This is a genomic window from Bacillus nitratireducens (assembly GCF_036320425.1).
In the GTDB taxonomy this organism is placed as follows: domain Bacteria; phylum Bacillota; class Bacilli; order Bacillales; family Bacillaceae_G; genus Bacillus_A; species Bacillus_A nitratireducens.
Map to the genome: position 1 here is coordinate 24,872 of NZ_JAUMJO010000013.1, position 21,784 is coordinate 46,655.

At 40.7% G+C, this 21,784-nt stretch carries 33 protein-coding genes; all 33 read left to right on the forward strand.

Translation table 11 applies throughout. From position 1 onward, the window contains the following. Window positions 1-17 precede the first annotated feature (17 nt). The 33 genes from rpoC (at window position 18) to rpsM (ending at window position 21,777) form a co-directional block, all read left to right on the forward strand. On the forward strand, window positions 18-3,629 hold the full coding sequence (gene rpoC / locus Q3V31_RS28265; protein WP_000567946.1) for a DNA-directed RNA polymerase subunit beta': 3,612 nt from the start codon (window positions 18-20) through the stop codon (window positions 3,627-3,629). Window positions 3,630-3,742: 113 nt separating this feature from the next. After that, window positions 3,743-3,991 carry a 50S ribosomal protein L7ae-like protein gene (locus tag Q3V31_RS28270; RefSeq protein ID WP_000121832.1) on the forward strand — a complete coding sequence of 83 codons (249 nt, stop codon included), beginning with the start codon at window positions 3,743-3,745 and terminating at the stop codon, window positions 3,989-3,991. A 114-nt stretch (window positions 3,992-4,105) separates the two neighbouring features. After that, window positions 4,106-4,528, forward strand: a complete 423-nt coding sequence (gene rpsL, locus Q3V31_RS28275) for a 30S ribosomal protein S12 (protein WP_001142341.1) — start codon at window positions 4,106-4,108, stop codon at window positions 4,526-4,528. A 29-nt stretch (window positions 4,529-4,557) separates the two neighbouring features. After that, window positions 4,558-5,028: a 30S ribosomal protein S7 gene (gene rpsG / locus Q3V31_RS28280; RefSeq protein WP_001137492.1), complete on the forward strand. Its 471-nt coding sequence runs from the start codon at window positions 4,558-4,560 to the stop codon at window positions 5,026-5,028. A 206-nt stretch (window positions 5,029-5,234) separates the two neighbouring features. Continuing rightward, a complete protein-coding gene (gene fusA, locus Q3V31_RS28285) occupies window positions 5,235-7,313 on the forward strand; it encodes an elongation factor G (protein ID WP_000196380.1) in 2,079 nt (692 codons plus the stop codon). A gap of 117 nt (window positions 7,314-7,430) precedes the next feature. Further along, window positions 7,431-8,621: an elongation factor Tu gene (gene tuf, locus Q3V31_RS28290; RefSeq protein ID WP_001029616.1), complete on the forward strand. Its 1,191-nt coding sequence runs from the start codon at window positions 7,431-7,433 to the stop codon at window positions 8,619-8,621. Between the two features lie 401 nt (window positions 8,622-9,022). Beyond that, entirely contained in the window at window positions 9,023-9,331 is a 309-nt protein-coding gene (rpsJ, locus tag Q3V31_RS28295) for a 30S ribosomal protein S10 (RefSeq protein WP_001040595.1), read from the forward strand. A 34-nt stretch (window positions 9,332-9,365) separates the two neighbouring features. Then, the gene (gene rplC, locus Q3V31_RS28300; RefSeq protein ID WP_000160209.1) at window positions 9,366-9,998 is read left to right on the forward strand and encodes a 50S ribosomal protein L3; all 633 of its coding nucleotides are present in this window, start codon (window positions 9,366-9,368) and stop codon (window positions 9,996-9,998) included. Window positions 9,999-10,023: 25 nt separating this feature from the next. Next, window positions 10,024-10,647, forward strand: a complete 624-nt coding sequence (rplD, locus tag Q3V31_RS28305; protein ID WP_001127261.1) for a 50S ribosomal protein L4 — start codon at window positions 10,024-10,026, stop codon at window positions 10,645-10,647. Continuing rightward, complete coding sequence (rplW, locus tag Q3V31_RS28310; RefSeq protein WP_001205557.1) at window positions 10,647-10,937, forward strand: 50S ribosomal protein L23; 291 nt, start codon at window positions 10,647-10,649, stop codon at window positions 10,935-10,937. Before rplD ends, rplW begins: the two co-directional genes overlap by 1 nt. A gap of 28 nt (window positions 10,938-10,965) precedes the next feature. Further along, on the forward strand, window positions 10,966-11,796 hold the full coding sequence (gene rplB / locus Q3V31_RS28315) for a 50S ribosomal protein L2 (protein WP_000511584.1): 831 nt from the start codon (window positions 10,966-10,968) through the stop codon (window positions 11,794-11,796). A gap of 60 nt (window positions 11,797-11,856) precedes the next feature. Further along, the gene (gene rpsS / locus Q3V31_RS28320) at window positions 11,857-12,135 is read left to right on the forward strand and encodes a 30S ribosomal protein S19 (protein WP_000124454.1); all 279 of its coding nucleotides are present in this window, start codon (window positions 11,857-11,859) and stop codon (window positions 12,133-12,135) included. Window positions 12,136-12,152: 17 nt separating this feature from the next. Next, entirely contained in the window at window positions 12,153-12,494 is a 342-nt protein-coding gene (gene rplV / locus Q3V31_RS28325) for a 50S ribosomal protein L22 (RefSeq protein WP_001148024.1), read from the forward strand. A gap of 3 nt (window positions 12,495-12,497) precedes the next feature. Further along, window positions 12,498-13,157 (forward strand): 30S ribosomal protein S3, encoded by a 660-nt coding sequence (gene rpsC, locus Q3V31_RS28330; RefSeq protein WP_000529958.1) that lies wholly within the window; start codon window positions 12,498-12,500, stop codon window positions 13,155-13,157. Window position 13,158: 1 nt separating this feature from the next. Next, a complete protein-coding gene (gene rplP, locus Q3V31_RS28335) occupies window positions 13,159-13,593 on the forward strand; it encodes a 50S ribosomal protein L16 (protein WP_000928969.1) in 435 nt (144 codons plus the stop codon). Further along, complete coding sequence (gene rpmC, locus Q3V31_RS28340) at window positions 13,583-13,783, forward strand: 50S ribosomal protein L29 (RefSeq protein ID WP_000855718.1); 201 nt, start codon at window positions 13,583-13,585, stop codon at window positions 13,781-13,783. Before rplP ends, rpmC begins: the two co-directional genes overlap by 11 nt. A gap of 20 nt (window positions 13,784-13,803) precedes the next feature. Continuing rightward, window positions 13,804-14,067, forward strand: coding sequence for a 30S ribosomal protein S17 (rpsQ, locus tag Q3V31_RS28345; RefSeq protein WP_000004106.1), 264 nt, complete (start codon window positions 13,804-13,806; stop codon window positions 14,065-14,067). Window positions 14,068-14,110: 43 nt separating this feature from the next. Continuing rightward, window positions 14,111-14,479, forward strand: coding sequence for a 50S ribosomal protein L14 (gene rplN, locus Q3V31_RS28350; RefSeq protein WP_000615912.1), 369 nt, complete (start codon window positions 14,111-14,113; stop codon window positions 14,477-14,479). A gap of 38 nt (window positions 14,480-14,517) precedes the next feature. After that, entirely contained in the window at window positions 14,518-14,829 is a 312-nt protein-coding gene (gene rplX / locus Q3V31_RS28355) for a 50S ribosomal protein L24 (RefSeq protein ID WP_000558200.1), read from the forward strand. 26 nt (window positions 14,830-14,855) lie between these two features. Further along, on the forward strand, window positions 14,856-15,395 hold the full coding sequence (rplE, locus tag Q3V31_RS28360) for a 50S ribosomal protein L5 (RefSeq protein ID WP_001080830.1): 540 nt from the start codon (window positions 14,856-14,858) through the stop codon (window positions 15,393-15,395). A 33-nt stretch (window positions 15,396-15,428) separates the two neighbouring features. After that, a complete protein-coding gene (gene rpsN / locus Q3V31_RS28365) occupies window positions 15,429-15,614 on the forward strand; it encodes a 30S ribosomal protein S14 (protein ID WP_001085700.1) in 186 nt (61 codons plus the stop codon). Window positions 15,615-15,643: 29 nt separating this feature from the next. After that, window positions 15,644-16,042, forward strand: coding sequence for a 30S ribosomal protein S8 (gene rpsH / locus Q3V31_RS28370; protein WP_000245511.1), 399 nt, complete (start codon window positions 15,644-15,646; stop codon window positions 16,040-16,042). Between the two features lie 32 nt (window positions 16,043-16,074). Continuing rightward, window positions 16,075-16,614 carry a 50S ribosomal protein L6 gene (gene rplF, locus Q3V31_RS28375; protein WP_000086551.1) on the forward strand — a complete coding sequence of 180 codons (540 nt, stop codon included), beginning with the start codon at window positions 16,075-16,077 and terminating at the stop codon, window positions 16,612-16,614. 31 nt (window positions 16,615-16,645) lie between these two features. Beyond that, window positions 16,646-17,008, forward strand: coding sequence for a 50S ribosomal protein L18 (gene rplR, locus Q3V31_RS28380; RefSeq protein ID WP_000628818.1), 363 nt, complete (start codon window positions 16,646-16,648; stop codon window positions 17,006-17,008). 21 nt (window positions 17,009-17,029) lie between these two features. After that, window positions 17,030-17,530, forward strand: a complete 501-nt coding sequence (gene rpsE / locus Q3V31_RS28385; protein ID WP_000554646.1) for a 30S ribosomal protein S5 — start codon at window positions 17,030-17,032, stop codon at window positions 17,528-17,530. A 13-nt stretch (window positions 17,531-17,543) separates the two neighbouring features. After that, the gene (rpmD, locus tag Q3V31_RS28390) at window positions 17,544-17,726 is read left to right on the forward strand and encodes a 50S ribosomal protein L30 (RefSeq protein WP_001085231.1); all 183 of its coding nucleotides are present in this window, start codon (window positions 17,544-17,546) and stop codon (window positions 17,724-17,726) included. 33 nt (window positions 17,727-17,759) lie between these two features. Beyond that, window positions 17,760-18,200 carry a 50S ribosomal protein L15 gene (rplO, locus tag Q3V31_RS28395; RefSeq protein ID WP_000766083.1) on the forward strand — a complete coding sequence of 147 codons (441 nt, stop codon included), beginning with the start codon at window positions 17,760-17,762 and terminating at the stop codon, window positions 18,198-18,200. Beyond that, a complete protein-coding gene (gene secY / locus Q3V31_RS28400) occupies window positions 18,200-19,501 on the forward strand; it encodes a preprotein translocase subunit SecY (RefSeq protein WP_000490151.1) in 1,302 nt (433 codons plus the stop codon). The genes rplO and secY overlap by 1 nt, the downstream gene beginning before the upstream one ends. Window positions 19,502-19,557: 56 nt before the next feature. After that, the gene (locus Q3V31_RS28405; RefSeq protein WP_001048996.1) at window positions 19,558-20,208 is read left to right on the forward strand and encodes an adenylate kinase; all 651 of its coding nucleotides are present in this window, start codon (window positions 19,558-19,560) and stop codon (window positions 20,206-20,208) included. Next, complete coding sequence (gene map, locus Q3V31_RS28410) at window positions 20,208-20,954, forward strand: type I methionyl aminopeptidase (RefSeq protein WP_000582542.1); 747 nt, start codon at window positions 20,208-20,210, stop codon at window positions 20,952-20,954. The genes Q3V31_RS28405 and map overlap by 1 nt, the downstream gene beginning before the upstream one ends. Window positions 20,955-21,022: 68 nt before the next feature. Next, window positions 21,023-21,241, forward strand: coding sequence for a translation initiation factor IF-1 (infA, locus tag Q3V31_RS28415; protein ID WP_001029884.1), 219 nt, complete (start codon window positions 21,023-21,025; stop codon window positions 21,239-21,241). 35 nt (window positions 21,242-21,276) lie between these two features. Beyond that, a complete protein-coding gene (rpmJ, locus tag Q3V31_RS28420) occupies window positions 21,277-21,390 on the forward strand; it encodes a 50S ribosomal protein L36 (RefSeq protein ID WP_000868344.1) in 114 nt (37 codons plus the stop codon). Window positions 21,391-21,411: 21 nt separating this feature from the next. Next, window positions 21,412-21,777 (forward strand): 30S ribosomal protein S13, encoded by a 366-nt coding sequence (rpsM, locus tag Q3V31_RS28425; protein ID WP_000090790.1) that lies wholly within the window; start codon window positions 21,412-21,414, stop codon window positions 21,775-21,777. Window positions 21,778-21,784 lie beyond the last annotated feature (7 nt).

Below are 21,784 nucleotides of genomic sequence, written 5' to 3' on the forward strand. Positions count from 1 at the left end.
AAAGGGAGGTAGGCCCCTTGATAGATGTAAATAACTTTGAATATATGAAGATTGGACTTGCTTCACCTGACAAGATTCGTTCTTGGTCATACGGTGAAGTTAAGAAACCAGAAACGATTAACTATCGTACGTTAAAGCCTGAAAAAGATGGCTTGTTCTGTGAGCGTATTTTCGGACCACAAAAGGACTGGGAATGTCATTGCGGAAAATATAAACGTGTACGTTATAAAGGTGTAGTTTGTGATCGATGTGGCGTTGAAGTAACGCGTGCAAAAGTTCGTCGTGAACGTATGGGTCATATCGAATTAGCTGCTCCTGTATCTCATATTTGGTATTTCAAAGGTATCCCGAGCCGCATGGGACTTGTCTTAGACATGTCCCCTCGCGCGCTTGAAGAAGTAATTTATTTCGCTTCTTATGTTGTAACAGAAAGTGGAGATACACCACTTGATAAGAAGCAATTACTTTCTGAAAAAGAATACCGTGCATATCGTGATCGATATGGCAGCACATTCCAAGCTGCTATGGGTGCAGAAGCAATTAAAAAGCTGTTACAAGACATCGATTTAGATAAAGAAGTAGACTTCTTAAAAGAAGAATTAAAAACAGCACAAGGACAACGACGTACTCGTGCTATTAAACGTCTAGAAGTATTAGAAGCATTCCGTAACTCTGGAAATCACCCATCTTGGATGATCCTAGATGTTCTTCCAGTTATCCCACCAGAACTACGCCCAATGGTACAGTTGGATGGTGGACGTTTTGCTACTTCTGATTTAAACGACTTATACCGTCGTGTAATTAACCGTAACAACCGTTTAAAACGTCTATTGGACTTAGGTGCACCAAGCATCATCGTTCAAAACGAAAAACGTATGTTACAAGAAGCTGTAGACGCATTAATCGATAATGGTCGTCGTGGCCGTCCAGTTACTGGACCAGGTAACCGTCCATTAAAATCACTATCTCACATGCTTAAAGGTAAACAAGGACGTTTCCGTCAAAACTTATTAGGTAAACGTGTTGACTACTCTGGTCGTTCTGTAATCGTTGTAGGACCGAACTTAAAGATGTACCAATGTGGATTACCGAAAGAAATGGCGCTTGAACTGTTCAAACCTTTCGTTATGAAAGAGTTAGTGGAAAAAGGATTAGCACACAACATTAAGAGTGCGAAACGTAAAATCGAGCGTGTACAACCTGAAGTTTGGGACGTTTTAGAATCTGTGATCAAAGAACATCCAGTACTTCTAAACCGCGCACCAACACTTCACCGTCTTGGTATCCAGGCGTTTGAACCTACATTAGTAGAAGGTCGTGCAATCCGTCTTCATCCACTTGTATGTACTGCATACAATGCGGACTTTGATGGTGACCAAATGGCGGTTCACGTTCCGTTATCATCAGAAGCACAAGCAGAAGCTCGTATTCTTATGTTAGCGGCACAAAACATCTTGAATCCAAAAGACGGAAAACCAGTTGTTACTCCATCTCAGGATATGGTATTAGGTAACTACTACTTAACACTTGAGCGTGAAGGTGCAATCGGTGAAGGTATGGTCTTCAAAGATGCAAACGAAGCAATACTTGCATACCAAAATGGATATGTACATCTGCACACACGTGTTGCAGTTGCTGCAAGTTCAGTAAATAATGTAACGTTTACTGAAGAGCAAAAGAGTATGCTTCTATTAACAACAGTTGGTAAATTAATATTTAACGAAATCTTACCAGAGTCGTTCCCTTATATTAATGAACCAACAAATTCAAACCTTGAAAAAGAAACACCAGCGGAATATTTCGTTGAAAAAGGTGCGAACATTAAAGAAATTATTGCTAGTCGCGAAGAAGTGGCGCCATTTAGCAAGAAGATCCTTGGTAACATCATTGCGGAAGTATTCAAGCGTTTCAAAATTACAGAGACGTCTCGCATGCTTGACCGTATGAAGAACTTAGGATTTAAATACTCTACAAAAGCTGGTATTACAGTTGGGGTATCTGACATTCTTGTATTAGGTGAAAAAGATGAAATTCTCCACGAAGCACAAGCAAAAGTAGATAATGTAATTAAACAATTCCGTCGCGGTTTAATCACGGAAGAAGAACGTTACGATCGCGTTATCTCTATTTGGAGTAATGCAAAAGATGTTATCCAAGGAAAACTGATGAAGTCCTTGAATAAACGCAACCCAATCTTCATGATGAGTGATTCCGGTGCCCGTGGTAACGCATCTAACTTCACTCAGCTTGCTGGTATGCGTGGTCTGATGGCCAATCCATCTGGTCGTATCATTGAACTTCCGATCAAATCAAGTTTCCGTGAAGGTTTAACAGTACTTGAGTACTTCATCTCTACGCATGGTGCTCGTAAAGGTCTTGCCGATACAGCACTTAAGACTGCCGATTCTGGTTACTTAACACGTCGTCTTGTAGACGTTGCACAAGATGTAATTGTTCGTGAAGATGATTGTGGAACAGATCGCGGTTTACTAATCGGTGCGATTAAAGAGGGTAATGAAGTAATTGAGTCATTATATGATCGTCTTGTTGGACGTTTTGCAAGAAAAACTGTAAAACATCCTGAAACAGGTGAAGTATTAGTTGCTGAAAATCAATTGATTACTGAAGATATCGCTCATATTGTTGAAAATTCGGGTGTTGAAACTGTAAACATTCGTTCAGCGTTTACGTGTAATACTCGCCATGGTGTATGTAAGAAGTGTTACGGTCGTAACTTAGCAACTGGTACAGACGTAGAAGTAGGAGAAGCGGTAGGTATTATCGCAGCTCAATCTATCGGTGAGCCAGGTACACAGTTAACGATGCGTACGTTCCATACAGGTGGGGTTGCCGGAGATGATATCACACAAGGTTTACCTCGTATCCAAGAGATCTTTGAGGCTCGTAATCCGAAAGGTCAGGCAGTTATCAGTGAAATCGACGGTGTTATCGCAGCGATCAACGATGTTAAAGATCGTCAAGAAGTAGTTGTACAGGGTGAGGTTGAAGCTCGTACGTATGCTATTCCTTATGGTGCTCGTCTGAAAGTAATTCTAGGACAGCCAATTAGCCACGGTAAAGAGTTAACAGAAGGTTCTATTGATCCGAAAGAGTTACTAAAAGTAACGGACATTACGGCAGTTCAAGAATACCTATTACGTGAAGTTCAAAAAGTATACCGTATGCAAGGGGTAGAAATTGGTGACAAACACGTAGAAGTAATGGTACGTCAAATGCTACGTAAAGTTCGTGTAAGTGATGCGGGTGAAACAGATGTATTACCAGGAACATTACTAGATATCCATCAGTTTACTGATGCGAATGCGAAAGTGTTACTAAAAGGTAAACAGCCAGCGACAGCTAGACCTGTTTTACTTGGTATTACAAAAGCTTCACTTGAAACTGATTCATTCTTATCTGCAGCATCATTCCAAGAAACAACTCGTGTCTTAACTGATGCAGCAATTAAAGGTAAACGTGATGAGCTTCTAGGATTGAAAGAGAACGTTATTATCGGTAAACTTGTTCCTGCTGGAACAGGTATGAATCGTTATCGCAAAGTGGATCTTGTAAAAACAACACAAGATGACATGAATGTAGAAAACGATGAGATTTATGTGGAACAGTAAAATTTTCCGTCGTAAATTTTGTATAAAAACATCTAATCCTAGTTGACATTGTATGAGTCAAAATGTTACTATAATCAAGGTTGCTCCTGAACGATGCTTTGGAGGATATTTATATGTCTTATCAAAAAGTGTCAAATGCTGAAAATGTAGTCGTTGGTCATAAACGAACATTGGAAGCAATCAAAAATGGTATAGTTAAAGAAGTTGTTATTGCGGAAGATGCTGATGTGCGGTTAACCCATGTTATCATTCGTAACGCCTTGCAACATAACATACCCATAACCAAAGTTGAATCAGTTCGTAAGCTTGGAAAAGTTTCGGGGATTCAAGTGGGAGCTTCAGCAATAGGAATAATAAGTTAAAACTGTTTTTGTGAGGAGAGAGCATTTGCTCTTCCTTGCAAAAACTTTGTTTTCAACTAATAATGAACCACCTGGATATGTGGTCATACAAACATGCGAAGGGAGGATAATCAAATGCCTACTATTAACCAATTAGTGAGAAATGGTCGTACTGATAAAGTATGGAAATCTAAATCACCTGCGTTAAACAAAGGTTTTAACTCTTTAAAGAAAAAATCAACTGATATCTCTGCACCTCAAAAACGTGGTGTATGTACTCGTGTTGGTACAATGACTCCAAAGAAACCTAACTCAGCGTTACGTAAATACGCTCGTGTACGTTTAACAAACGGTATTGAAGTTACAGCTTACATCCCAGGTATCGGTCATAACCTACAAGAGCATAGCGTAGTATTAATTCGCGGTGGTCGAGTAAAGGATTTACCAGGGGTACGTTACCACATCGTTCGTGGAGCGCTTGATACAGCTGGTGTTGACAAACGTATGCAAGGACGTTCTAAATATGGTACTAAGCGACCAAAACCTGCAAAAAAATAATAAACTTATAATGAAAGGAGGAACTCAATATGCCTCGTAAAGGACCTGTTGCGAAACGTGACGTGTTACCAGATCCAATGTACAATTCGAAACTAGTAACACGCCTAATCAACAAAATGATGGTTGACGGTAAAAAAGGTAAATCTCAAACAATTCTTTATAACGCTTTCGATATCGTTCGTGAACGTTCAGATAAAGAACCAATGGAAGTATTCGAGCAAGCTCTTAAGAACATCATGCCTGTTCTTGAAGTACGCGCTCGTCGTGTTGGTGGTGCTAACTACCAAGTTCCAGTTGAGGTTCGTCCAGAACGCCGTACAACTTTAGGTCTTCGCTGGTTAGTAAACTATGCTCGTCTTCGTGGTGAAAAAACTATGGAAGAGCGTCTAGCTTACGAAATCTTAGATGCAGCTAACAATGCTGGTGCATCTGTTAAGAAACGTGAAGACACTCATAAAATGGCAGAAGCTAACAAAGCATTTGCTCATTACCGTTGGTAGGATTCAACGTAAAATAAATGTAAGCATAAACCGCTTTATTTGTCGCTTATGGAAGTGTGGAGAGGGAGAATGCCTCTCCCTTTCGTTGGGCGCTCGTTTTACATAATGAGGGTACAAGACACTGGCATATGTAACAATATAAAGTGGCTTTTTTGCTACTTAAAATAAAATAATCCAATCCATATATGGAAGGAGCAAGACACCAAATGACTAGAGAGTTCTCTTTAGAAAACACTCGTAATATTGGTATCATGGCTCACATCGATGCTGGTAAAACAACAGCAACTGAGCGTATTCTGTATTACACAGGACGTATTCATAAAATCGGTGAAACTCATGAAGGTGCATCTCAGATGGACTGGATGGAGCAAGAGCAAGAGCGTGGTATCACAATTACTTCTGCTGCAACTACAGCTCAATGGAAAGGTCACCGTGTAAACATCATTGACACTCCAGGACACGTAGACTTCACAGTAGAAGTAGAACGTTCTTTACGCGTACTTGATGGTGCGGTAGCAGTACTTGATGCACAATCTGGTGTAGAACCACAAACAGAAACTGTTTGGCGTCAGGCTACTACTTACGGTGTACCTCGTATCGTATTCGTTAACAAAATGGATAAGATCGGTGCAGATTTCTTATACTCTGTAGGAACAATCCACGATCGTTTACAAGCAAACGCACATCCAATTCAGTTACCAATCGGTGCTGAAGACGAGTTCAATGGTATCATTGACCTTGTTGAAGAGTGTGCTTACATGTACGGTAACGATTTAGGAACAGACATCGAGCGTGTCGAAATTCCTGAAGAGCACAAAGAATTAGCTGCAGAATACCGTGGAAAACTTATTGAAGCGGTAGCTGAGCTTGATGAAGAAATGATGATGAAGTACCTAGAAGGTGAAGAAATCACTATAGAAGAGCTTAAAGCTGGTATCCGTAAGGCTACAACTTCTGTAGAATTCTTCCCAGTAATCTGTGGTTCTGCATTCAAAAATAAAGGTGTTCAAATTCTGTTAGACGCAGTTATCGATTACCTACCGTCTCCATTAGATGTACCAGCTATCAAAGGTACTCTTCCGGATACAGAGGAAGAAATCGAACGTAAGTCTAGCGATGAAGAACCATTCGCAGCTTTAGCATTCAAAATCATGACTGACCCTTATGTTGGTAAGTTAACGTTCTTCCGTGTGTACTCTGGTGTGTTAAACTCTGGATCATACGTGAAAAACTCAACTAAAGGTAAGCGTGAGCGTGTAGGTCGTATCCTACAAATGCACGCTAACAGCCGTGAAGAGATTTCAACAGTTTACGCTGGTGATATCGCTGCTGCTGTAGGTTTAAAAGATACTACTACTGGTGATACTCTTTGTGATGAGAAGAGTCTTGTTATCCTTGAGTCTATGGAATTCCCAGAGCCAGTTATCTCTGTAGCTATCGAACCAAAATCTAAAGCTGACCAAGATAAAATGGGTACAGCATTATCTAAGCTTTCTGAAGAAGATCCAACATTCCGTGCTCACACTGACCAAGAAACTGGCCAAACAATCATCGCTGGTATGGGTGAACTTCACCTTGATATCATCGTTGACCGTATGCGCCGTGAATTCAAAGTGGAAGCAAACGTTGGTGCTCCTCAGGTAGCATACCGTGAGACTTTCCGCGCTGCTGCGAAAGTTGAAGGTAAGTTCGCTCGTCAATCTGGTGGTCGTGGACAATTCGGTCACGTTTGGATTGAGTTTGAACCTAATGAAGAAGGTAAAGGTTTTGAATTCCAAAACAAAATCGTCGGCGGTGTAGTTCCACGTGAATACATCCCAGCTGTTGGAGCGGGTCTTGAAGACTCACTTAAAAATGGTGTACTAGCTGGTTATCCACTAGTTGACATCAAAGCTGCGTTAGTTGACGGATCTTACCATGATGTCGATTCATCTGAGATGGCGTTCAAAATCGCTGCATCTATGGCACTTAAAGCTGCGGTTTCTAAATGTAGCCCAGTAATTCTTGAGCCAATGATGAAAGTTGAAGTTGTAATTCCTGAAGAGTACATGGGTGACATTATGGGCGACGTAACATCTCGTCGTGGACGTGTAGAAGGTATGGAAGCTCGCGGTAACGCACAAGTTGTTCGCGCTATGGTTCCACTTTCTGAAATGTTTGGTTATGCAACGGCATTACGTTCTAACACTCAAGGACGCGGAACATTCTCAATGACATTTGATCATTATGAAGAAGTACCGAAGTCTGTTTCTGAAGAAATTATTAAAAAAAATAAAGGTGAATAATTGATTTTTATCGATTGTTCAAGTATAACTACTTATGTAAGCTTAGAAAGTGGGACGCAAGTTTCACTTTCTAGTCTAAATATAAAATAACCTATATAAACTAAGGAGGAATTTAGAATGGCTAAAGCTAAATTCGAACGTTCTAAACCCCATGTTAACATCGGTACAATCGGCCACGTTGACCATGGTAAAACTACATTAACTGCTGCGATCACTACAGTTCTTGCAAAAGCTGGTGGTGCTGAAGCACGCGGATACGATCAAATCGACGCTGCTCCAGAAGAAAGAGAGCGCGGAATCACAATCTCAACTGCACACGTTGAGTACGAAACTGAAACTCGTCACTATGCACACGTTGACTGCCCAGGTCACGCTGACTATGTTAAAAACATGATCACTGGTGCTGCTCAAATGGACGGCGGTATCTTAGTAGTATCTGCTGCTGATGGCCCAATGCCTCAAACACGTGAGCACATCCTTCTTTCTCGTCAAGTAGGTGTTCCTTACATCGTTGTATTCTTAAACAAATGCGACATGGTAGACGACGAAGAATTATTAGAATTAGTAGAAATGGAAGTTCGCGACCTATTATCTGAATACGGATTCCCAGGCGACGACATTCCTGTAATCAAAGGTTCTGCTCTTAAAGCTCTTCAAGGAGAAGCTGATTGGGAAGCAAAAATCATTGAATTAATGACTGAAGTTGATGCTTACATCCCAACTCCAGAACGTGAAACTGACAAACCATTCTTAATGCCTATCGAGGATGTATTCTCTATCACAGGTCGTGGTACAGTTGCAACTGGTCGTGTAGAGCGCGGAATCGTTAAAGTTGGTGACGTAGTAGAAATCATCGGTCTTGCTGAAGAGAATGCTTCTACAACTGTAACTGGTGTAGAAATGTTCCGTAAGCTTCTTGACCAAGCTCAAGCTGGAGACAACATCGGTGCTCTTCTTCGTGGGGTTGCTCGTGAAGACATCCAACGTGGACAAGTTCTTGCTAAAACTGGCTCTGTAAAAGCTCACGCTAAATTCAAAGCTGAAGTTTTCGTATTATCTAAAGAAGAAGGTGGACGTCATACTCCATTCTTCGCTAACTACCGTCCTCAGTTCTACTTCCGTACAACTGACGTAACTGGTATCATCCAATTACCAGAAGGTACTGAAATGGTAATGCCTGGTGACAACATCGAAATGACTATCGAACTTATCGCTCCAATCGCTATCGAAGAGGGAACTAAATTCTCTATTCGTGAAGGTGGACGTACAGTAGGTTACGGTGTAGTTGCTACAATCGTTGCTGAGTAATCTTTAAATAGATTATTAAAAACTCAAGGGATTCTCCCTTGAGTTTTTTTATTGCTTATTAATATAGAAGAAAGAGACGCATTTTTTGTTTTTGAATGAGTTTCTTCTATAGTATATAAAAACAAATATAACATCCAAAAACTGTAAGTAGAATAAGAACAGATGAAAACTTGAAATTCTTTAATGTGCCATGTATAATAGCAAAAGTAGAGAAAAGCAGATGCAAACAAAAAGATGCTTGCATCTAGACGAATAACATTGTATAATAGACAATGTTGGTCTTTGACTGCGATGAAGTGGAAGGTTGCTGACACACCCGGCCGCTTTGCCATGGCATGGTGTGGGGAAATTTCCATGGAGAAGGTCTATTTTAGAAATAGGCGAACGAAGGAGGGAAAATAATGGCAAAAGAAAAAATTCGTATCCGTTTAAAAGCTTATGATCACCGTATTCTTGATCAATCAGCTGAGAAAATTGTAGAAACAGCTAAGCGTTCTGGGGCAACAGTTTCTGGTCCGATCCCATTACCAACTGAGAAGACTATTTACACAATTCTTCGTGCTGTTCATAAGTACAAAGATTCTCGTGAGCAATTCGAAATGCGCACACACAAACGTTTAATCGATATCGTGAGTCCTACTCCACAAACAGTAGATTCATTAATGCGTTTAGACTTACCGTCTGGTGTAGATATCGAAATCAAACTATAAATTATATAACTTAAAAATGTAGGAGGTGTAACTCATGACCAAAGGAATCTTAGGAAGAAAGATCGGTATGACTCAAGTATTTGCTGAGAACGGTGAGTTAATCCCAGTAACGGTAATCGCTGCTAATCCAAACGTTGTTCTTCAAAAGAAAACAACTGAAACTGATGGCTACAACGCAATCCAGTTAGGATTTGAAGATAAACGTGAAAAGTTAACTAACAAACCTGAACAAGGCCACACTGCTAAAGCATCTACAACTCCTAAGCGCTTCATTCGCGAAATCCGCGATGCAGACGTGGACGGATTAGAGGTTGGTCAAGAGGTAAAAGTTGAAGTTTTCGCTGCAGGTGAAATCGTTGACGTAACAGGAATTTCTAAAGGTAAAGGTTTCCAAGGTGTTATCAAACGCCACGGACAATCTCGCGGACCTATGTCTCATGGTTCTCGCTATCACCGTCGTCCAGGTTCAATGGGGCCAGTTGCTCCGAACCGTGTATTCAAAGGCAAAAAACTTGCTGGACGTATGGGTGGAGACCAAGTTACTATCCAAAACTTAGAAATCGTTCAAGTTGACACTGAGCGCAACTTATTACTAGTAAAAGGTAACGTTCCAGGTGCTAAGAAATCTCTTGTAGTTGTTCAAGGCGCTGTGAAGGTTAGCAAATAATTCACAATAGGAAGGAGGAATTCCAATGCCAAAAGTTACTGTATATAACCAAACTGGTTCACAGGTTGGTGAAATCGAATTAGCTGAAGCTATTTTCGGTATCGAACCAAATGAAGCTGTACTTTTCGAAGCTGTAATGATGCAACGTGCATCTTTACGTCAAGGTACACACAAAGTAAAAACTCGCTCTGAAGTTCGCGGTGGTGGTCGTAAACCATGGCGTCAAAAAGGAACTGGACGTGCTCGTCAAGGTTCTATCCGCTCTCCTCAATGGCGTGGTGGTGGTACGGTATTCGGACCTACACCAAGAAGCTATGCGTACAAACTTCCTAAGAAAGTTCGTCGTTTAGCGATCAAATCTGCATTAGCTACTAAAGTAGTTGAGAACAACATTGTAGTTCTTGAAGACCTAGTGTTAAATGCACCAAAAACAAAAGACATGGTAGCAGTACTTAAAGGATTAACTGTTGAGAAGAAAGCTCTTATCGTAACTGCTGATGCAAACGAATCTGTAGAGTTATCTGCTCGCAATATCCCTGGAGTAACAGTAATCACTGCTGATGGCGTAAATGTGCTAGATGTGCTTCATCATGATAAGCTAATCATGACAAAAGCGGCAGTGGAAAAAGTAGAGGAGGTGCTTGCATAATGAGAGATCCTCGTGATATCATTAAGCGCCCAGTTATCACTGAACGTTCTATGGAAATGATGGCTGAAAAAAAATACACGTTCGACGTGGACGTTAAATCTAATAAAACAGAGGTTAAAGACGCTATCGAAGCGATCTTTGGTGTTAATGTAGACAAAGTAAACATCATGAACTACAAGCCGAAAGCAAAACGTGTTGGTCGTCACGCTGGTTTTACTAGCCGTCGTCGTAAAGCAATCGTTAAGCTAACTGCTGACAGCAAAGAAATCGAAATCTTCCAAGGCGTTTAATTCTTACTAAAGAAGGAGGGAAATTGAGATGGGAATTAAAAAGTATAATCCAACTACTAACGGTCGTCGTAACATGACTACGAATGATTTCGCTGAAATCACGACTGACAGACCGGAAAAGTCTTTACTTGCTCCTTTAAGCAAAAAGGCTGGTCGTAATAACCAAGGTAAAATTACTGTACGTCATCAAGGTGGCGGACATAAGCGTCAATACCGTATCATCGACTTTAAGCGTAACAAAGATGGAATTCCAGGACGCGTTGCTACGATCGAATACGATCCAAACCGCTCTGCGAATATCGCATTAATTAACTACGTTGACGGTGAAAAACGTTACATTCTTGCTCCTAAAACTTTAGAAGTAGGTATGGAAGTTATGTCTGGCCCTGAAGCTGACATTAAAATCGGTAACGCATTACCATTAATCAACATTCCAGTAGGTACTGTTGTTCATAACATCGAGCTTAAGCCTGGTCGTGGCGGACAATTAGTTCGTTCTGCTGGTACATCTGCTCAAGTACTTGGTAAAGAAGGAAAATACGTACTTGTACGTTTAACTTCTGGTGAAGTACGTCTTGTATTATCTGCTTGTCGCGCTTCAATCGGTCAAGTTGGTAACGAACAACACGAACTTATCAAAATCGGTAAAGCAGGTCGCTCTCGCTGGTTAGGTAAGCGCCCAACAGTTCGTGGTTCTGTAATGAACCCGGTTGATCACCCACACGGTGGTGGTGAAGGACGCTCTCCAATCGGACGTAAGTCTCCAATGTCTCCATGGGGTAAACCAACTCTTGGATTCAAGACTCGTAAGAAAAACAAAGCGTCTGATAAATTTATCGTTCGTCGTCGTAAAAAATAATGGGATTGTAGTACGGTTCGCTTCAAGAACCGTACGCCAATCACGAAGGGAGGCACCAAAATGGCTCGTAGCTTAAAAAAAGGACCATTTGTCGATGATCACTTAATGAGCAAAATGGAAAAATTAGTTGCATCTGAGCAAAAACAAGTTGTTAAAACTTGGTCTCGCCGTTCAACTATCTTCCCTCAGTTCATCGGACACACAATCGCTGTATATGATGGTCGTAAACACGTACCTGTGTACATCACTGAGGATATGGTTGGCCATAAGTTAGGTGAATTCGCACCAACTCGTACGTATAAAGGTCACCTTGCTGACGATAAGAAAACTAGAAGATAATGAGAGGAGGCACTTCAATGCAAGCTAAAGCAGTAGCGAGAACAGTTCGTATTGCTCCTCGTAAAGTTCGTTTAGTAGTAGACTTAATCCGAGGTAAGCAAGTGGGTGAAGCGATTGCTATCCTTAACCACACACCAAAAACTGCTTCTCCAGTTGTAGAAAAAGTTTTAAAATCTGCAATCGCAAATGCAGAGCACAATTATGAGATGGATATTAACAACTTAGTTGTTGAAAAAGTTTTCGTTGACGAAGGTCCAACGTTGAAACGTTTCCGTCCACGTGCAATGGGTCGTGCAAGCCAAATTAACAAACGCACAAGCCACATCACAGTTGTGGTATCAGAAAAGAAGGAGGGATAATCGATGGGTCAGAAGGTTAATCCAATTGGTCTTCGTGTCGGTGTTATCCGTGACTGGGAATCTCGTTGGTTCGCTGAGAAAGATTACGCTACATTATTACATGAAGACATCAAAATCCGTGAGTACATTACTGTACGCTTAAAAGATTCTGCTGTTGCTAAAGTAGAAATCGAACGTGCAGCAAATCGTGTAAATGTTACAATTCACACTGCAAAACCTGGTATGGTAATTGGTAAAGGTGGTACAGAAGTTGAAGCACTTCGTAAAGCTCTTAACCAATTAACAGGCAAGCGTGTACACATCAATATTTTAGAAGTTAAGAGAGCTGATCTTAACGCTAAATTAGTAGGCGAAAACATCGCTCGTCAATTAGAAAACCGTGTATCATTCCGTCGTGCACAAAAGCAAGTTATTCAACGTGCTATGCGTGCAGGTGCTAAAGGTATTAAAACACAGGTTTCTGGTCGTCTTGGCGGAGCTGATATCGCTCGTGCAGAATCTTACAGTGAAGGAACTGTTCCACTTCATACACTTCGCGCTGATATTGACTATGCAGCAGTTGAAGCTGATACAACATACGGTAAATTAGGCGTAAAAGTATGGATCTACCGTGGAGAAGTCCTTCCTACAAAAAAGAAAGCTTCTGAGGAAGGAGGAAAATAATATGTTAATGCCAAAACGCGTAAAATATCGTAGAGAGCATCGTGGTAAAATGCGTGGTCGTGCAAAAGGTGGAACTGAAATTGCTTTCGGTGAATTCGGTTTACAAGCACAAGCTGCTTCATGGATTACAAACCGTCAAATCGAAGCTGCTCGTCGTGCAATGACTCGTTACATGAAACGTGGCGGTAAAGTATGGATTAAAATTTTCCCTTCTAAACCTTACACTGCAAAACCTCTAGAAGTACGTATGGGTTCCGGTAAAGGGGCACCAGAAGGCTGGGTAGCAGTAGTAAAACCTGGGAAAATTATGTTTGAAATCGCGGGTGTATCTGAAGAGGTAGCACGCGAAGCATTACGTCTTGCAGCTCACAAGTTACCTGTGAAATGTAAATTCGTAAAACGTGAAGAAAATGGTGGTGAATCTAATGAAAACTAATGATATTCGTGAATTAACCACTGCCGAAATCGAAACAAAAGTTAAAGCTTTAAAGGAAGAATTATTCAATCTTCGCTTCCAACTTGCTACAGGACAATTAGAGAATCCAACTCGCATCCGTGAAGTGCGTAAAGCGATTGCTCGTATGAAAACTGTAGTTCGTGAAAGAGAGATCGGAATTAATCGATAAATTGAGGGGAGGTTTGCATAGTGAGCGAACGTAACCAACGCAAAGTTTATACTGGTCGTGTTGTGTCTGATAAAATGGACAAAACGATTACAGTTTTAGTTGAAACTTACAAAACTCATTCCTTGTACGGAAAACGTGTTAAGTATTCTAAAAAGTACAAAGCCCATGATGAGCAAAACCAAGCGAAACTTGGCGATATCGTTAAAATCATGGAAACTCGCCCGCTTTCTGCTACTAAGCGTTTCCGTTTAGTTGAAATCGTTGAAGAAGCGGTTATTATCTAAATAGACGAATCGGAATTTTTAGTCCGAAGGGAGGTTTCATAACATGATCCAACAAGAATCTCGTTTGAAAGTTGCTGACAACTCTGGTGCACGTGAACTTTTAACAATTAAAGTATTAGGCGGCTCTGGTCGTAAATATGCTAACATTGGTGATATTATCGTTGCTACGGTAAAACAAGCAACACCAGGTGGCGTTGTTAAAAAAGGTGACGTTGTTAAAGCAGTAGTAGTACGTACGAAGAGCGGAGCTCGTCGTCCGGACGGTTCTTATATCAAATTTGATGAAAACGCAGCGGTTATCATTAAAGACGATAAGAGCCCACGTGGTACTCGTATCTTCGGACCAGTAGCTCGTGAATTACGTGATAGCAACTTCATGAAGATCGTTTCTTTAGCTCCAGAAGTTCTATAATTTAAGGTATTGCCTTGCTAAGGAGGTGCAGAATTAAGATGCATGTAAAAAAAGGTGATAAAGTACAGGTAATCACTGGAAAAGACAAAGGAAAACAAGGCGTTATCCTTGTGGCTTTCCCAAAGCAAAACCGTGTTATCGTTGAGGGTGTTAACATCGTTAAAAAACACTCTAAGCCATCTCAATTAAATCCACAAGGTGGAATTATTACTAAAGAAGCACCTATTCACGTTTCTAACGTTATGATTTTAGATCCGAAAACAGGTGAACCTACTCGCGTAGGCTTCAAAGTAGAAGATGGTAAAAAAGTTCGTATTGCAAAAAAATCTGGTGAATTATTAGATAAATAATTTTCTTAAGAAAGGAGGTCACTTCATTGAATCGCCTTAAAGAGAAGTTCCAAAAGGAAATTACTCCTGCTCTAGTGAGCAAGTTTAACTATAAATCTGTGATGGAAGTACCGAAAATCGAAAAGATCGTAATCAACACTGGTGTTGGTGACGCGGTATCTAACTCAAAAGCTTTAGACAATGCAGTAGAAGAATTAACACAAATCGCAGGTCAAAAACCTGTTGTAACTCGTGCTAAAAAATCAATCGCTGGTTTCCGTCTTCGTGAAGGTATGCCAATCGGTGCGAAAGTAACTTTACGCGGGCAACAAATGTATGAGTTCTTCGACAAATTAGTATCAGTTTCTTTACCACGTGTACGTGATTTCCGTGGTGTTTCTAAGAAATCATTTGATGGTCGTGGGAACTACACATTAGGTGTTAAAGAGCAACTTATCTTCCCTGAGATTGATTATGATAAAGTAAGCAAAGTCCGCGGTATGGACATCGTAATCGTTACTACAGCGAAAACTGATGAAGAAGCTCGTGAACTTTTAACACAATTCGGTATGCCATTCCAAAAATAATGGAAGCCAACGCTAAGTAGAGGAGGCGAAAACGTGGCTAAAAAATCTATGATAGCGAAACAAAAGCGTACTCCTAAGTTTAAAGTACAAGAGTATACACGTTGCGAACGCTGCGGTCGTCCGCATTCTGTATACCGCAAATTTAAGCTTTGCCGTATTTGTTTCCGTGAACTTGCATATAAAGGTCAAATTCCTGGTGTTAAAAAAGCTAGTTGGTAAAACCCACAAATGGGAAGGAGGTAAAACACATGGTGATGACAGATCCAATTGCAGACATGCTTACTCGCATCCGTAATGCGAACATGGTACGTCATGAGAAATTAGAGGTTCCTGCTTCTAAAATCAAAAAAGAGATCGCTGAACTTTTAAAACGTGAAGGTTTCATTCGTGATGTAGAATACATCGAGGATAACAAACAAGGTATCCTTCGTATTTTCCTGAAATATGGTGCAAACAATGAACGTGTAATCACTGGATTAAAACGTATCAGTAAACCTGGCTTACGCGTTTACGCTAAAGCTGATGAAGTACCACGTGTACTTAACGGATTAGGTATCGCTCTTGTTTCTACATCTAAGGGAGTAATGACAGACAAAGACGCTCGTCAATTACAAACTGGTGGAGAAGTAGTAGCATACGTTTGGTAATTTATATTTAAAACGAACGGAGGTGTGACCACATGTCTCGTATTGGTAAAAAGATTCTTGAAATCCCTGCAGGTGTTACTATTACAATTGCAGAAGACAATACTGTAACAGTAAAAGGCCCTAAAGGTGAATTAACTCGTAAATTCAATGCTGATATGTCTATCAAAATTGAAGAAAATACACTAACAGTTGAGCGTCCATCTGAACAGAAGGAACACCGTGCATTACACGGTACAACTCGTGCTTTAATCGGAAACATGGTTGAAGGTGTAACTGCAGGTTTCGCACGCGGACTTGAATTAGTCGGTGTTGGTTACCGTGCTCAAAAACAAGGAGATAAACTTGTTTTAAGCGTAGGTTATTCTCATCCAGTAGAAATGACTCCGGAAGCAGGTCTTGAAGTTGAAGTACCTGCACCAACTAAAATCGTAATCAAAGGTATCGACAAGCAACGTGTTGGCGAATTTGCTGCTAACATCCGTGCTGTACGTGCTCCTGAGCCATATAAAGGTAAAGGTATTCGTTACGAAGGCGAAGTTGTTCGTCGTAAAGAAGGTAAAACTGCTAAGTAAACCCGTTAGGTGAGAGAAAGGAGTGACAAGAATGATCACTAAAGCTGATAAAAATGCGACTCGTAAGAAAAGACATGCACGTGTACGTGCTAAGCTTACTGGTACTGCAGAACGTCCACGTTTAAACGTGTTCCGTTCTAACCAACATATTTACGCTCAAGTTATTGATGATGTAAATGGTGTAACGTTAGTAAGTGCATCTACTCTTGATAAAGACCTTGCTCTTAACGGTACTAGCAATACTGAAGCTGCTACGAAAGTTGGAGAATCAGTTGCTAAGCGTGCTGTAGAGAAAGGCGTTAAAGAAGTAGTATTCGATCGCGGTGGTTACTTATACCATGGCCGTGTTAAAGCTCTAGCTGAAGCTGCTCGTGAGGCTGGATTACAATTTTAATGGTCAAAGGAGGGAAAATTGATGCATCGCATTGACCCAAGTAAATTAGAACTTGAAGAACGTGTAGTTACGATAAATCGTGTCGCGAAAGTTGTTAAGGGTGGTCGTCGTTTCCGCTTTGCTGCACTAGTTGTAGTTGGCGATAAAAACGGTCATGTTGGATTCGGTACTGGTAAAGCACAAGAGGTACCAGACGCAATTCGCAAAGCTATCGAAGACGCTAAGAAAAACTTAATCGCTGTACCATTAGTTGGTACAACAATTCCACACACAATCAACGGTCATTTTGGAGCTGGTGAAGTATTCTTAAAACCTGCTGCTGAAGGTACTGGTGTTATTGCTGGTGGACCTGTTCGTGCGGTACTTGAATTAGCTGGTGTACAAGATATTCTTTCGAAATCTCTTGGTTCTAACACACCAATCAACATGATTCGCGCTACTGTGAACGGATTAAGCGAACTTAAGCGCGCTGAAGATGTTGCAAAATTACGCGGTAAATCTGTAGAAGAGCTACTAGGTTAAGGAGGGAAAACAAATGGCGAAAAAGTTAGAAATTACCCTCACTCGTAGTGTAATTGGTCGTCCACAAGATCAACGTGCGACGGTAGAAGCTTTAGGTCTTAAAAAGTTGAATTCAACTGTAGTTAAGGAAGAAACTCCTGCTATTCTTGGTATGATCAACAAAGTTTCTCACCTTATAACTGTAAAAGAAGCTTAAGGATAACTCATTAATATAAGGAGGTGCCTGGGAATGAAACTTCATGAATTAAAACCTGCAGAAGGTTCTCGTAAAGTACGTAACCGTGTCGGTCGTGGTATCGGTTCTGGTAACGGTAAAACTGCTGGTAAAGGTCATAAAGGACAAAACGCACGTTCTGGTGGCGGTGTTCGTCTTGGCTTCGAAGGTGGTCAAACTCCATTATTCCGTCGTTTACCAAAACGCGGCTTCACAAACATTAACCGTAAAGAGTTTACTATTGTAAACTTATCAACGTTAAATCGTTTTGAAGATGGTACAGAAGTAACACCTGAATTATTGCTGGAAACTGGCGTTATCAGCAAGTTAAACGACGGTGTTAAAATTCTTGCAAGCGGAGCAGTAGAGAAAAAATTAACTGTTAAAGCGCACAAGTTCTCTTCAAGTGCTAAAGAAGCAATTGAAGCAGCTGGCGGATCAGTTGAGGTGATCTAATGTTTCGTACAATCTCCAACTTTATGCGCGTTGCTGAGATAAGACGTAAAATATTATTCACTTTAGCGATGTTAGTCGTATTCAGGATTGGCACGTTTATCCCAGTGCCATTTACAAATGGAGACGTACTGAAAGCACAAGATCAATTAAATGCCTTAGGTATCCTAAATACATTTGGCGGTGGCGCCTTGAAAAACTTCTCCATCTTCGCGATGGGAATCATGCCGTATATTACAGCATCCATCATCGTGCAATTATTGCAGATGGATGTTGTTCCTAAATTTTCGGAATGGTCGAAGCAAGGTGAAATGGGCCGTCGTAAACTAACGCAATTCACGCGTTACTTTACAATTGTTCTTGCGTTTATTCAGGGGTTTGGTATGTCAATCGGTTTTAACGGTATGGTAGGTGGGCAATTAATTTTGAATCCTGGTTGGAGCACTTATTTATACATTGCTACGGTACTGACTGCTGGTACTGCATTTTTAATGTGGTTAGGTGAACAGATTACAGCTAAAGGTGTAGGTAATGGTATTTCCATCCTTATCTTTGGCGGTATTGCCGCAGCGATCCCAAGTGTTATATCTCAAGTGTATCAACAACAGTTTCAAAATATCGGAGATCAATTGTTCATGAGTATCGTTAAAGTTGCATTGATCTTACTAGCTGTGCTAGCAGTTATTGTTGGTGTTATTTTCATTCAACAGGCTGTTAGAAAGATCCCAATTCAATATGCGAAGCGTGTAACAGGAGGGAATGGGAATCATGCTGGAGCACAAAACACACATTTACCGCTTAAGGTAAATAGTGCGGGTGTTATTCCAGTCATTTTTGCTGTTTCATTCTTAATTACGCCTCCAACTATTGCACAGTTCTTCCCGAATCATGATGTATCGCAGTGGATCATTGCAAACTTTAACTATTCTCACCCAGTGGGAATGATCATATATGTTGCGCTCATTGTAGCCTTCACATATTTCTATGCGTTTGTTCAGGTTAATCCAGAGCAAATGTCAGAGAATCTAAACAAACAAGGTGGATATGTTCCAGGTATTCGTCCGGGTAAGAATACGGAACAATATCTAACAAAAATCTTGTATCGTTTGACCTTTGTAGGATCAATTTTCCTAGCAGCGATTGCAATCTTACCAGTTATCTTTACGAAACTGGGAAATCTTCCCCCATCTGCACAGATTGGTGGAACGAGTATGTTAATCGTTGTCGGCGTTGCTTTAGAAACAATGAAGCAGCTAGAAAGCCAACTGGTAAAACGCCATTACAAAGGGTTTATCAAGCAGTGAGTAAGTGGGAAGAATTGTCTTCCCTACATGCTCATGTACTCTGAGGGGGAACAAGGATGAACTTAATTTTAATGGGGCTTCCTGGTGCTGGTAAAGGTACACAAGCCGAACAGATTGTTGCCAAGTATAACATCCCTCACATTTCAACAGGAGATATGTTCCGTGCAGCTATGAAGGCTGAAACTGAAATGGGTTTACAAGCAAAATCTTTTATTGATAAAGGTGCACTTGTTCCAGATGAAGTTACAATCGGAATTGTTCGTGAACGTTTGAGTCAAGAAGACTGCGTAAGAGGTTTCTTATTAGACGGTTTCCCACGAACTGTTGCACAAGCATCAGCTCTTGAAGAGATTATGAAAGATCTTGGCAAAAAAATCGACTATGTTTTAAACATTAATGTGGATTCAGGGTTGTTATTAAAACGCCTTACAGGCCGTCGCATTTGTAAAGAGTGCGGTGCGACTTACCACTTAGAATTCAATCCACCAGCAAAAGCTGATGTGTGCGATAAATGTGGTGGCGAATTATACCAACGCTCTGATGACAATGAAGAAACTGTAGCAAATCGTTTAGATGTAAATATTAAGCAAACAAAACCTTTGCTTGATTTCTACGAGGAGCTTGGTTACCTACAAAGCATTAATGGTGAGCAAGATATCAATAAAGTATTTGCTGATATCGATGTTCTCATCGGAGGCTTAGCGTAATGATCATCTGCAAAACTCCTCGCGAGATAGAAATCATGCGAGAAGCTGGCAGGATCGTTGCTTTAACTCATCAAGAGTTGAAACAGCATATTACTCCAGGAATTACAACGAAAGAGCTCGATCAAATAGCGGAAAAGACGATTCGAAAATATGGTGCTACGCCATCTTTTAAAGGATACAACGGATTTCCGGGGAGCATATGTGCTTCTGTAAATGAAGAGCTTGTACACGGAATTCCAGGGAAGCGCAAGCTCGAAGAGGGCGATATCATCAGTATCGATATTGGTGCGAAATACAATGGGTACCATGGAGATTCTGCATGGACGTATCCAGTTGGAAACATTTCTGAATCTGTTCAAAAGCTACTTGATGTCACAGAAAAATCGTTGTATCTTGGTCTAGAACAAGTAAAACCAGGCGAAAGATTATCAAATATCTCACATGCGGTTCAAACCCATGCTGAAGAGAATGGGTTCTCGATCGTTAGGGAGTATGTTGGTCACGGAATCGGGCAAGACTTACATGAGGACCCTCAAATCCCGCACTATGGTCCACCAAATAGAGGCCCTAGATTAAAGCCGGGAATGGTCATCTGTGTTGAGCCGATGGTGAATCAAGGAAGACGATATGTAAAAACACTATCTGATGACTGGACAGTGGTAACGGTAGATGGTAAATGGTGTGCACATTTTGAGCACACGATTGCTCTTACAGAAGCAGGATACGAAATCCTTACCACTTTATAAGTAGCTGGCTCTCCGGGATTTCAGAGCAGTGTAAAATGTTACTGATTTGAAGAAGGGAGAACTATTGAATGGCTAAAGATGATGTAATTGAAGTCGAAGGTACCGTTCTTGAAACGTTGCCAAATGCTATGTTCAAAGTAGAATTAGAGAATGGGCATGTCGTATTGGCTCACGTTTCTGGTAAAATCCGTATGAACTTCATTCGTATTTTACCAGGAGACAAAGTTACGGTAGAATTATCTCCGTACGATTTAAATCGTGGTCGTATTACGTACCGTTTTAAATAATATAGCACTCCGTAATCTTTAAGGAGGTTCGAGACATGAAAGTAAGACCGTCAGTTAAACCAATCTGCGAAAAATGTAAAGTTATTCGTAGACGTGGAAAAGTAATGGTTATTTGTGAAAACCCTAAACATAAACAAAAACAAGGTTAATCAGAAGGAGGTGCATTCAGAATGGCACGTATCGCAGGTGTAGATATTCCTCGAGACAAACGCGTTGTTATTTCTTTAACTTACGTATTCGGCATTGGTCGCACAACTGCTGAAAAAATTCTTACTGAAGCTGGTATTTCTTCAGAAACACGAGTTCGTGATTTAACGGAAGACGAACTAGGACGTATCCGTGATATCATCGATCGTATTAAAGTTGAGGGAGACCTTCGTCGTGAAGTATCTCTTAACATTAAACGTCTAATGGAGATCGGTTCTTACCGTGGTCTTCGTCACCGTCGTGGTTTACCAGTTCGTGGTCAAAACTCTAAAAACAATGCTCGTACACGTAAAGGTCCACGTCGTACAGTAGCAAATAAAAAGAAATAATAAGTAA

Excerpts from the sequence above, each read along its gene's own strand:
- rplW (WP_001205557.1), top strand. The coding sequence starts at position 10,647 with ATGAGAGATCCTCGTGATATCATTAAGCGCCCAGTTATCACTGAACGT.
- rplF (WP_000086551.1), top strand. The coding sequence starts at position 16,075 with ATGTCTCGTATTGGTAAAAAGATTCTTGAAATCCCTGCAGGTGTTACT.
- Q3V31_RS28405 (WP_001048996.1), top strand. The coding sequence starts at position 19,558 with ATGAACTTAATTTTAATGGGGCTTCCTGGTGCTGGTAAAGGTACACAA.
- infA (WP_001029884.1), top strand. The coding sequence starts at position 21,023 with ATGGCTAAAGATGATGTAATTGAAGTCGAAGGTACCGTTCTTGAAACG.
- rpmC (WP_000855718.1), top strand. The coding sequence starts at position 13,583 with ATGAAAACTAATGATATTCGTGAATTAACCACTGCCGAAATCGAAACA.
- rpsM (WP_000090790.1), top strand. The coding sequence starts at position 21,412 with ATGGCACGTATCGCAGGTGTAGATATTCCTCGAGACAAACGCGTTGTT.
- rpsL (WP_001142341.1), top strand. The coding sequence starts at position 4,106 with ATGCCTACTATTAACCAATTAGTGAGAAATGGTCGTACTGATAAAGTA.
- rpsE (WP_000554646.1), top strand. The coding sequence starts at position 17,030 with ATGCATCGCATTGACCCAAGTAAATTAGAACTTGAAGAACGTGTAGTT.
- rpsS (WP_000124454.1), top strand. The coding sequence starts at position 11,857 with ATGGCTCGTAGCTTAAAAAAAGGACCATTTGTCGATGATCACTTAATG.
- rplX (WP_000558200.1), top strand. The coding sequence starts at position 14,518 with ATGCATGTAAAAAAAGGTGATAAAGTACAGGTAATCACTGGAAAAGAC.
- map (WP_000582542.1), top strand. The coding sequence starts at position 20,208 with ATGATCATCTGCAAAACTCCTCGCGAGATAGAAATCATGCGAGAAGCT.
- Q3V31_RS28270 (WP_000121832.1), top strand. The coding sequence starts at position 3,743 with ATGTCTTATCAAAAAGTGTCAAATGCTGAAAATGTAGTCGTTGGTCAT.
- rpsG (WP_001137492.1), top strand. The coding sequence starts at position 4,558 with ATGCCTCGTAAAGGACCTGTTGCGAAACGTGACGTGTTACCAGATCCA.
- rplR (WP_000628818.1), top strand. The coding sequence starts at position 16,646 with ATGATCACTAAAGCTGATAAAAATGCGACTCGTAAGAAAAGACATGCA.
- rplD (WP_001127261.1), top strand. The coding sequence starts at position 10,024 with ATGCCAAAAGTTACTGTATATAACCAAACTGGTTCACAGGTTGGTGAA.
- rpsJ (WP_001040595.1), top strand. The coding sequence starts at position 9,023 with ATGGCAAAAGAAAAAATTCGTATCCGTTTAAAAGCTTATGATCACCGT.
- fusA (WP_000196380.1), top strand. The coding sequence starts at position 5,235 with ATGACTAGAGAGTTCTCTTTAGAAAACACTCGTAATATTGGTATCATG.
- rplV (WP_001148024.1), top strand. The coding sequence starts at position 12,153 with ATGCAAGCTAAAGCAGTAGCGAGAACAGTTCGTATTGCTCCTCGTAAA.
- rplP (WP_000928969.1), top strand. The coding sequence starts at position 13,159 with ATGTTAATGCCAAAACGCGTAAAATATCGTAGAGAGCATCGTGGTAAA.
- rpsC (WP_000529958.1), top strand. The coding sequence starts at position 12,498 with ATGGGTCAGAAGGTTAATCCAATTGGTCTTCGTGTCGGTGTTATCCGT.
- rplN (WP_000615912.1), top strand. The coding sequence starts at position 14,111 with ATGATCCAACAAGAATCTCGTTTGAAAGTTGCTGACAACTCTGGTGCA.
- rpmJ (WP_000868344.1), top strand. The coding sequence starts at position 21,277 with ATGAAAGTAAGACCGTCAGTTAAACCAATCTGCGAAAAATGTAAAGTT.
- rplB (WP_000511584.1), top strand. The coding sequence starts at position 10,966 with ATGGGAATTAAAAAGTATAATCCAACTACTAACGGTCGTCGTAACATG.
- rplO (WP_000766083.1), top strand. The coding sequence starts at position 17,760 with ATGAAACTTCATGAATTAAAACCTGCAGAAGGTTCTCGTAAAGTACGT.
- tuf (WP_001029616.1), top strand. The coding sequence starts at position 7,431 with ATGGCTAAAGCTAAATTCGAACGTTCTAAACCCCATGTTAACATCGGT.
- rpsH (WP_000245511.1), top strand. The coding sequence starts at position 15,644 with ATGGTGATGACAGATCCAATTGCAGACATGCTTACTCGCATCCGTAAT.
- rplC (WP_000160209.1), top strand. The coding sequence starts at position 9,366 with ATGACCAAAGGAATCTTAGGAAGAAAGATCGGTATGACTCAAGTATTT.
- rpmD (WP_001085231.1), top strand. The coding sequence starts at position 17,544 with ATGGCGAAAAAGTTAGAAATTACCCTCACTCGTAGTGTAATTGGTCGT.
- secY (WP_000490151.1), top strand. The coding sequence starts at position 18,200 with ATGTTTCGTACAATCTCCAACTTTATGCGCGTTGCTGAGATAAGACGT.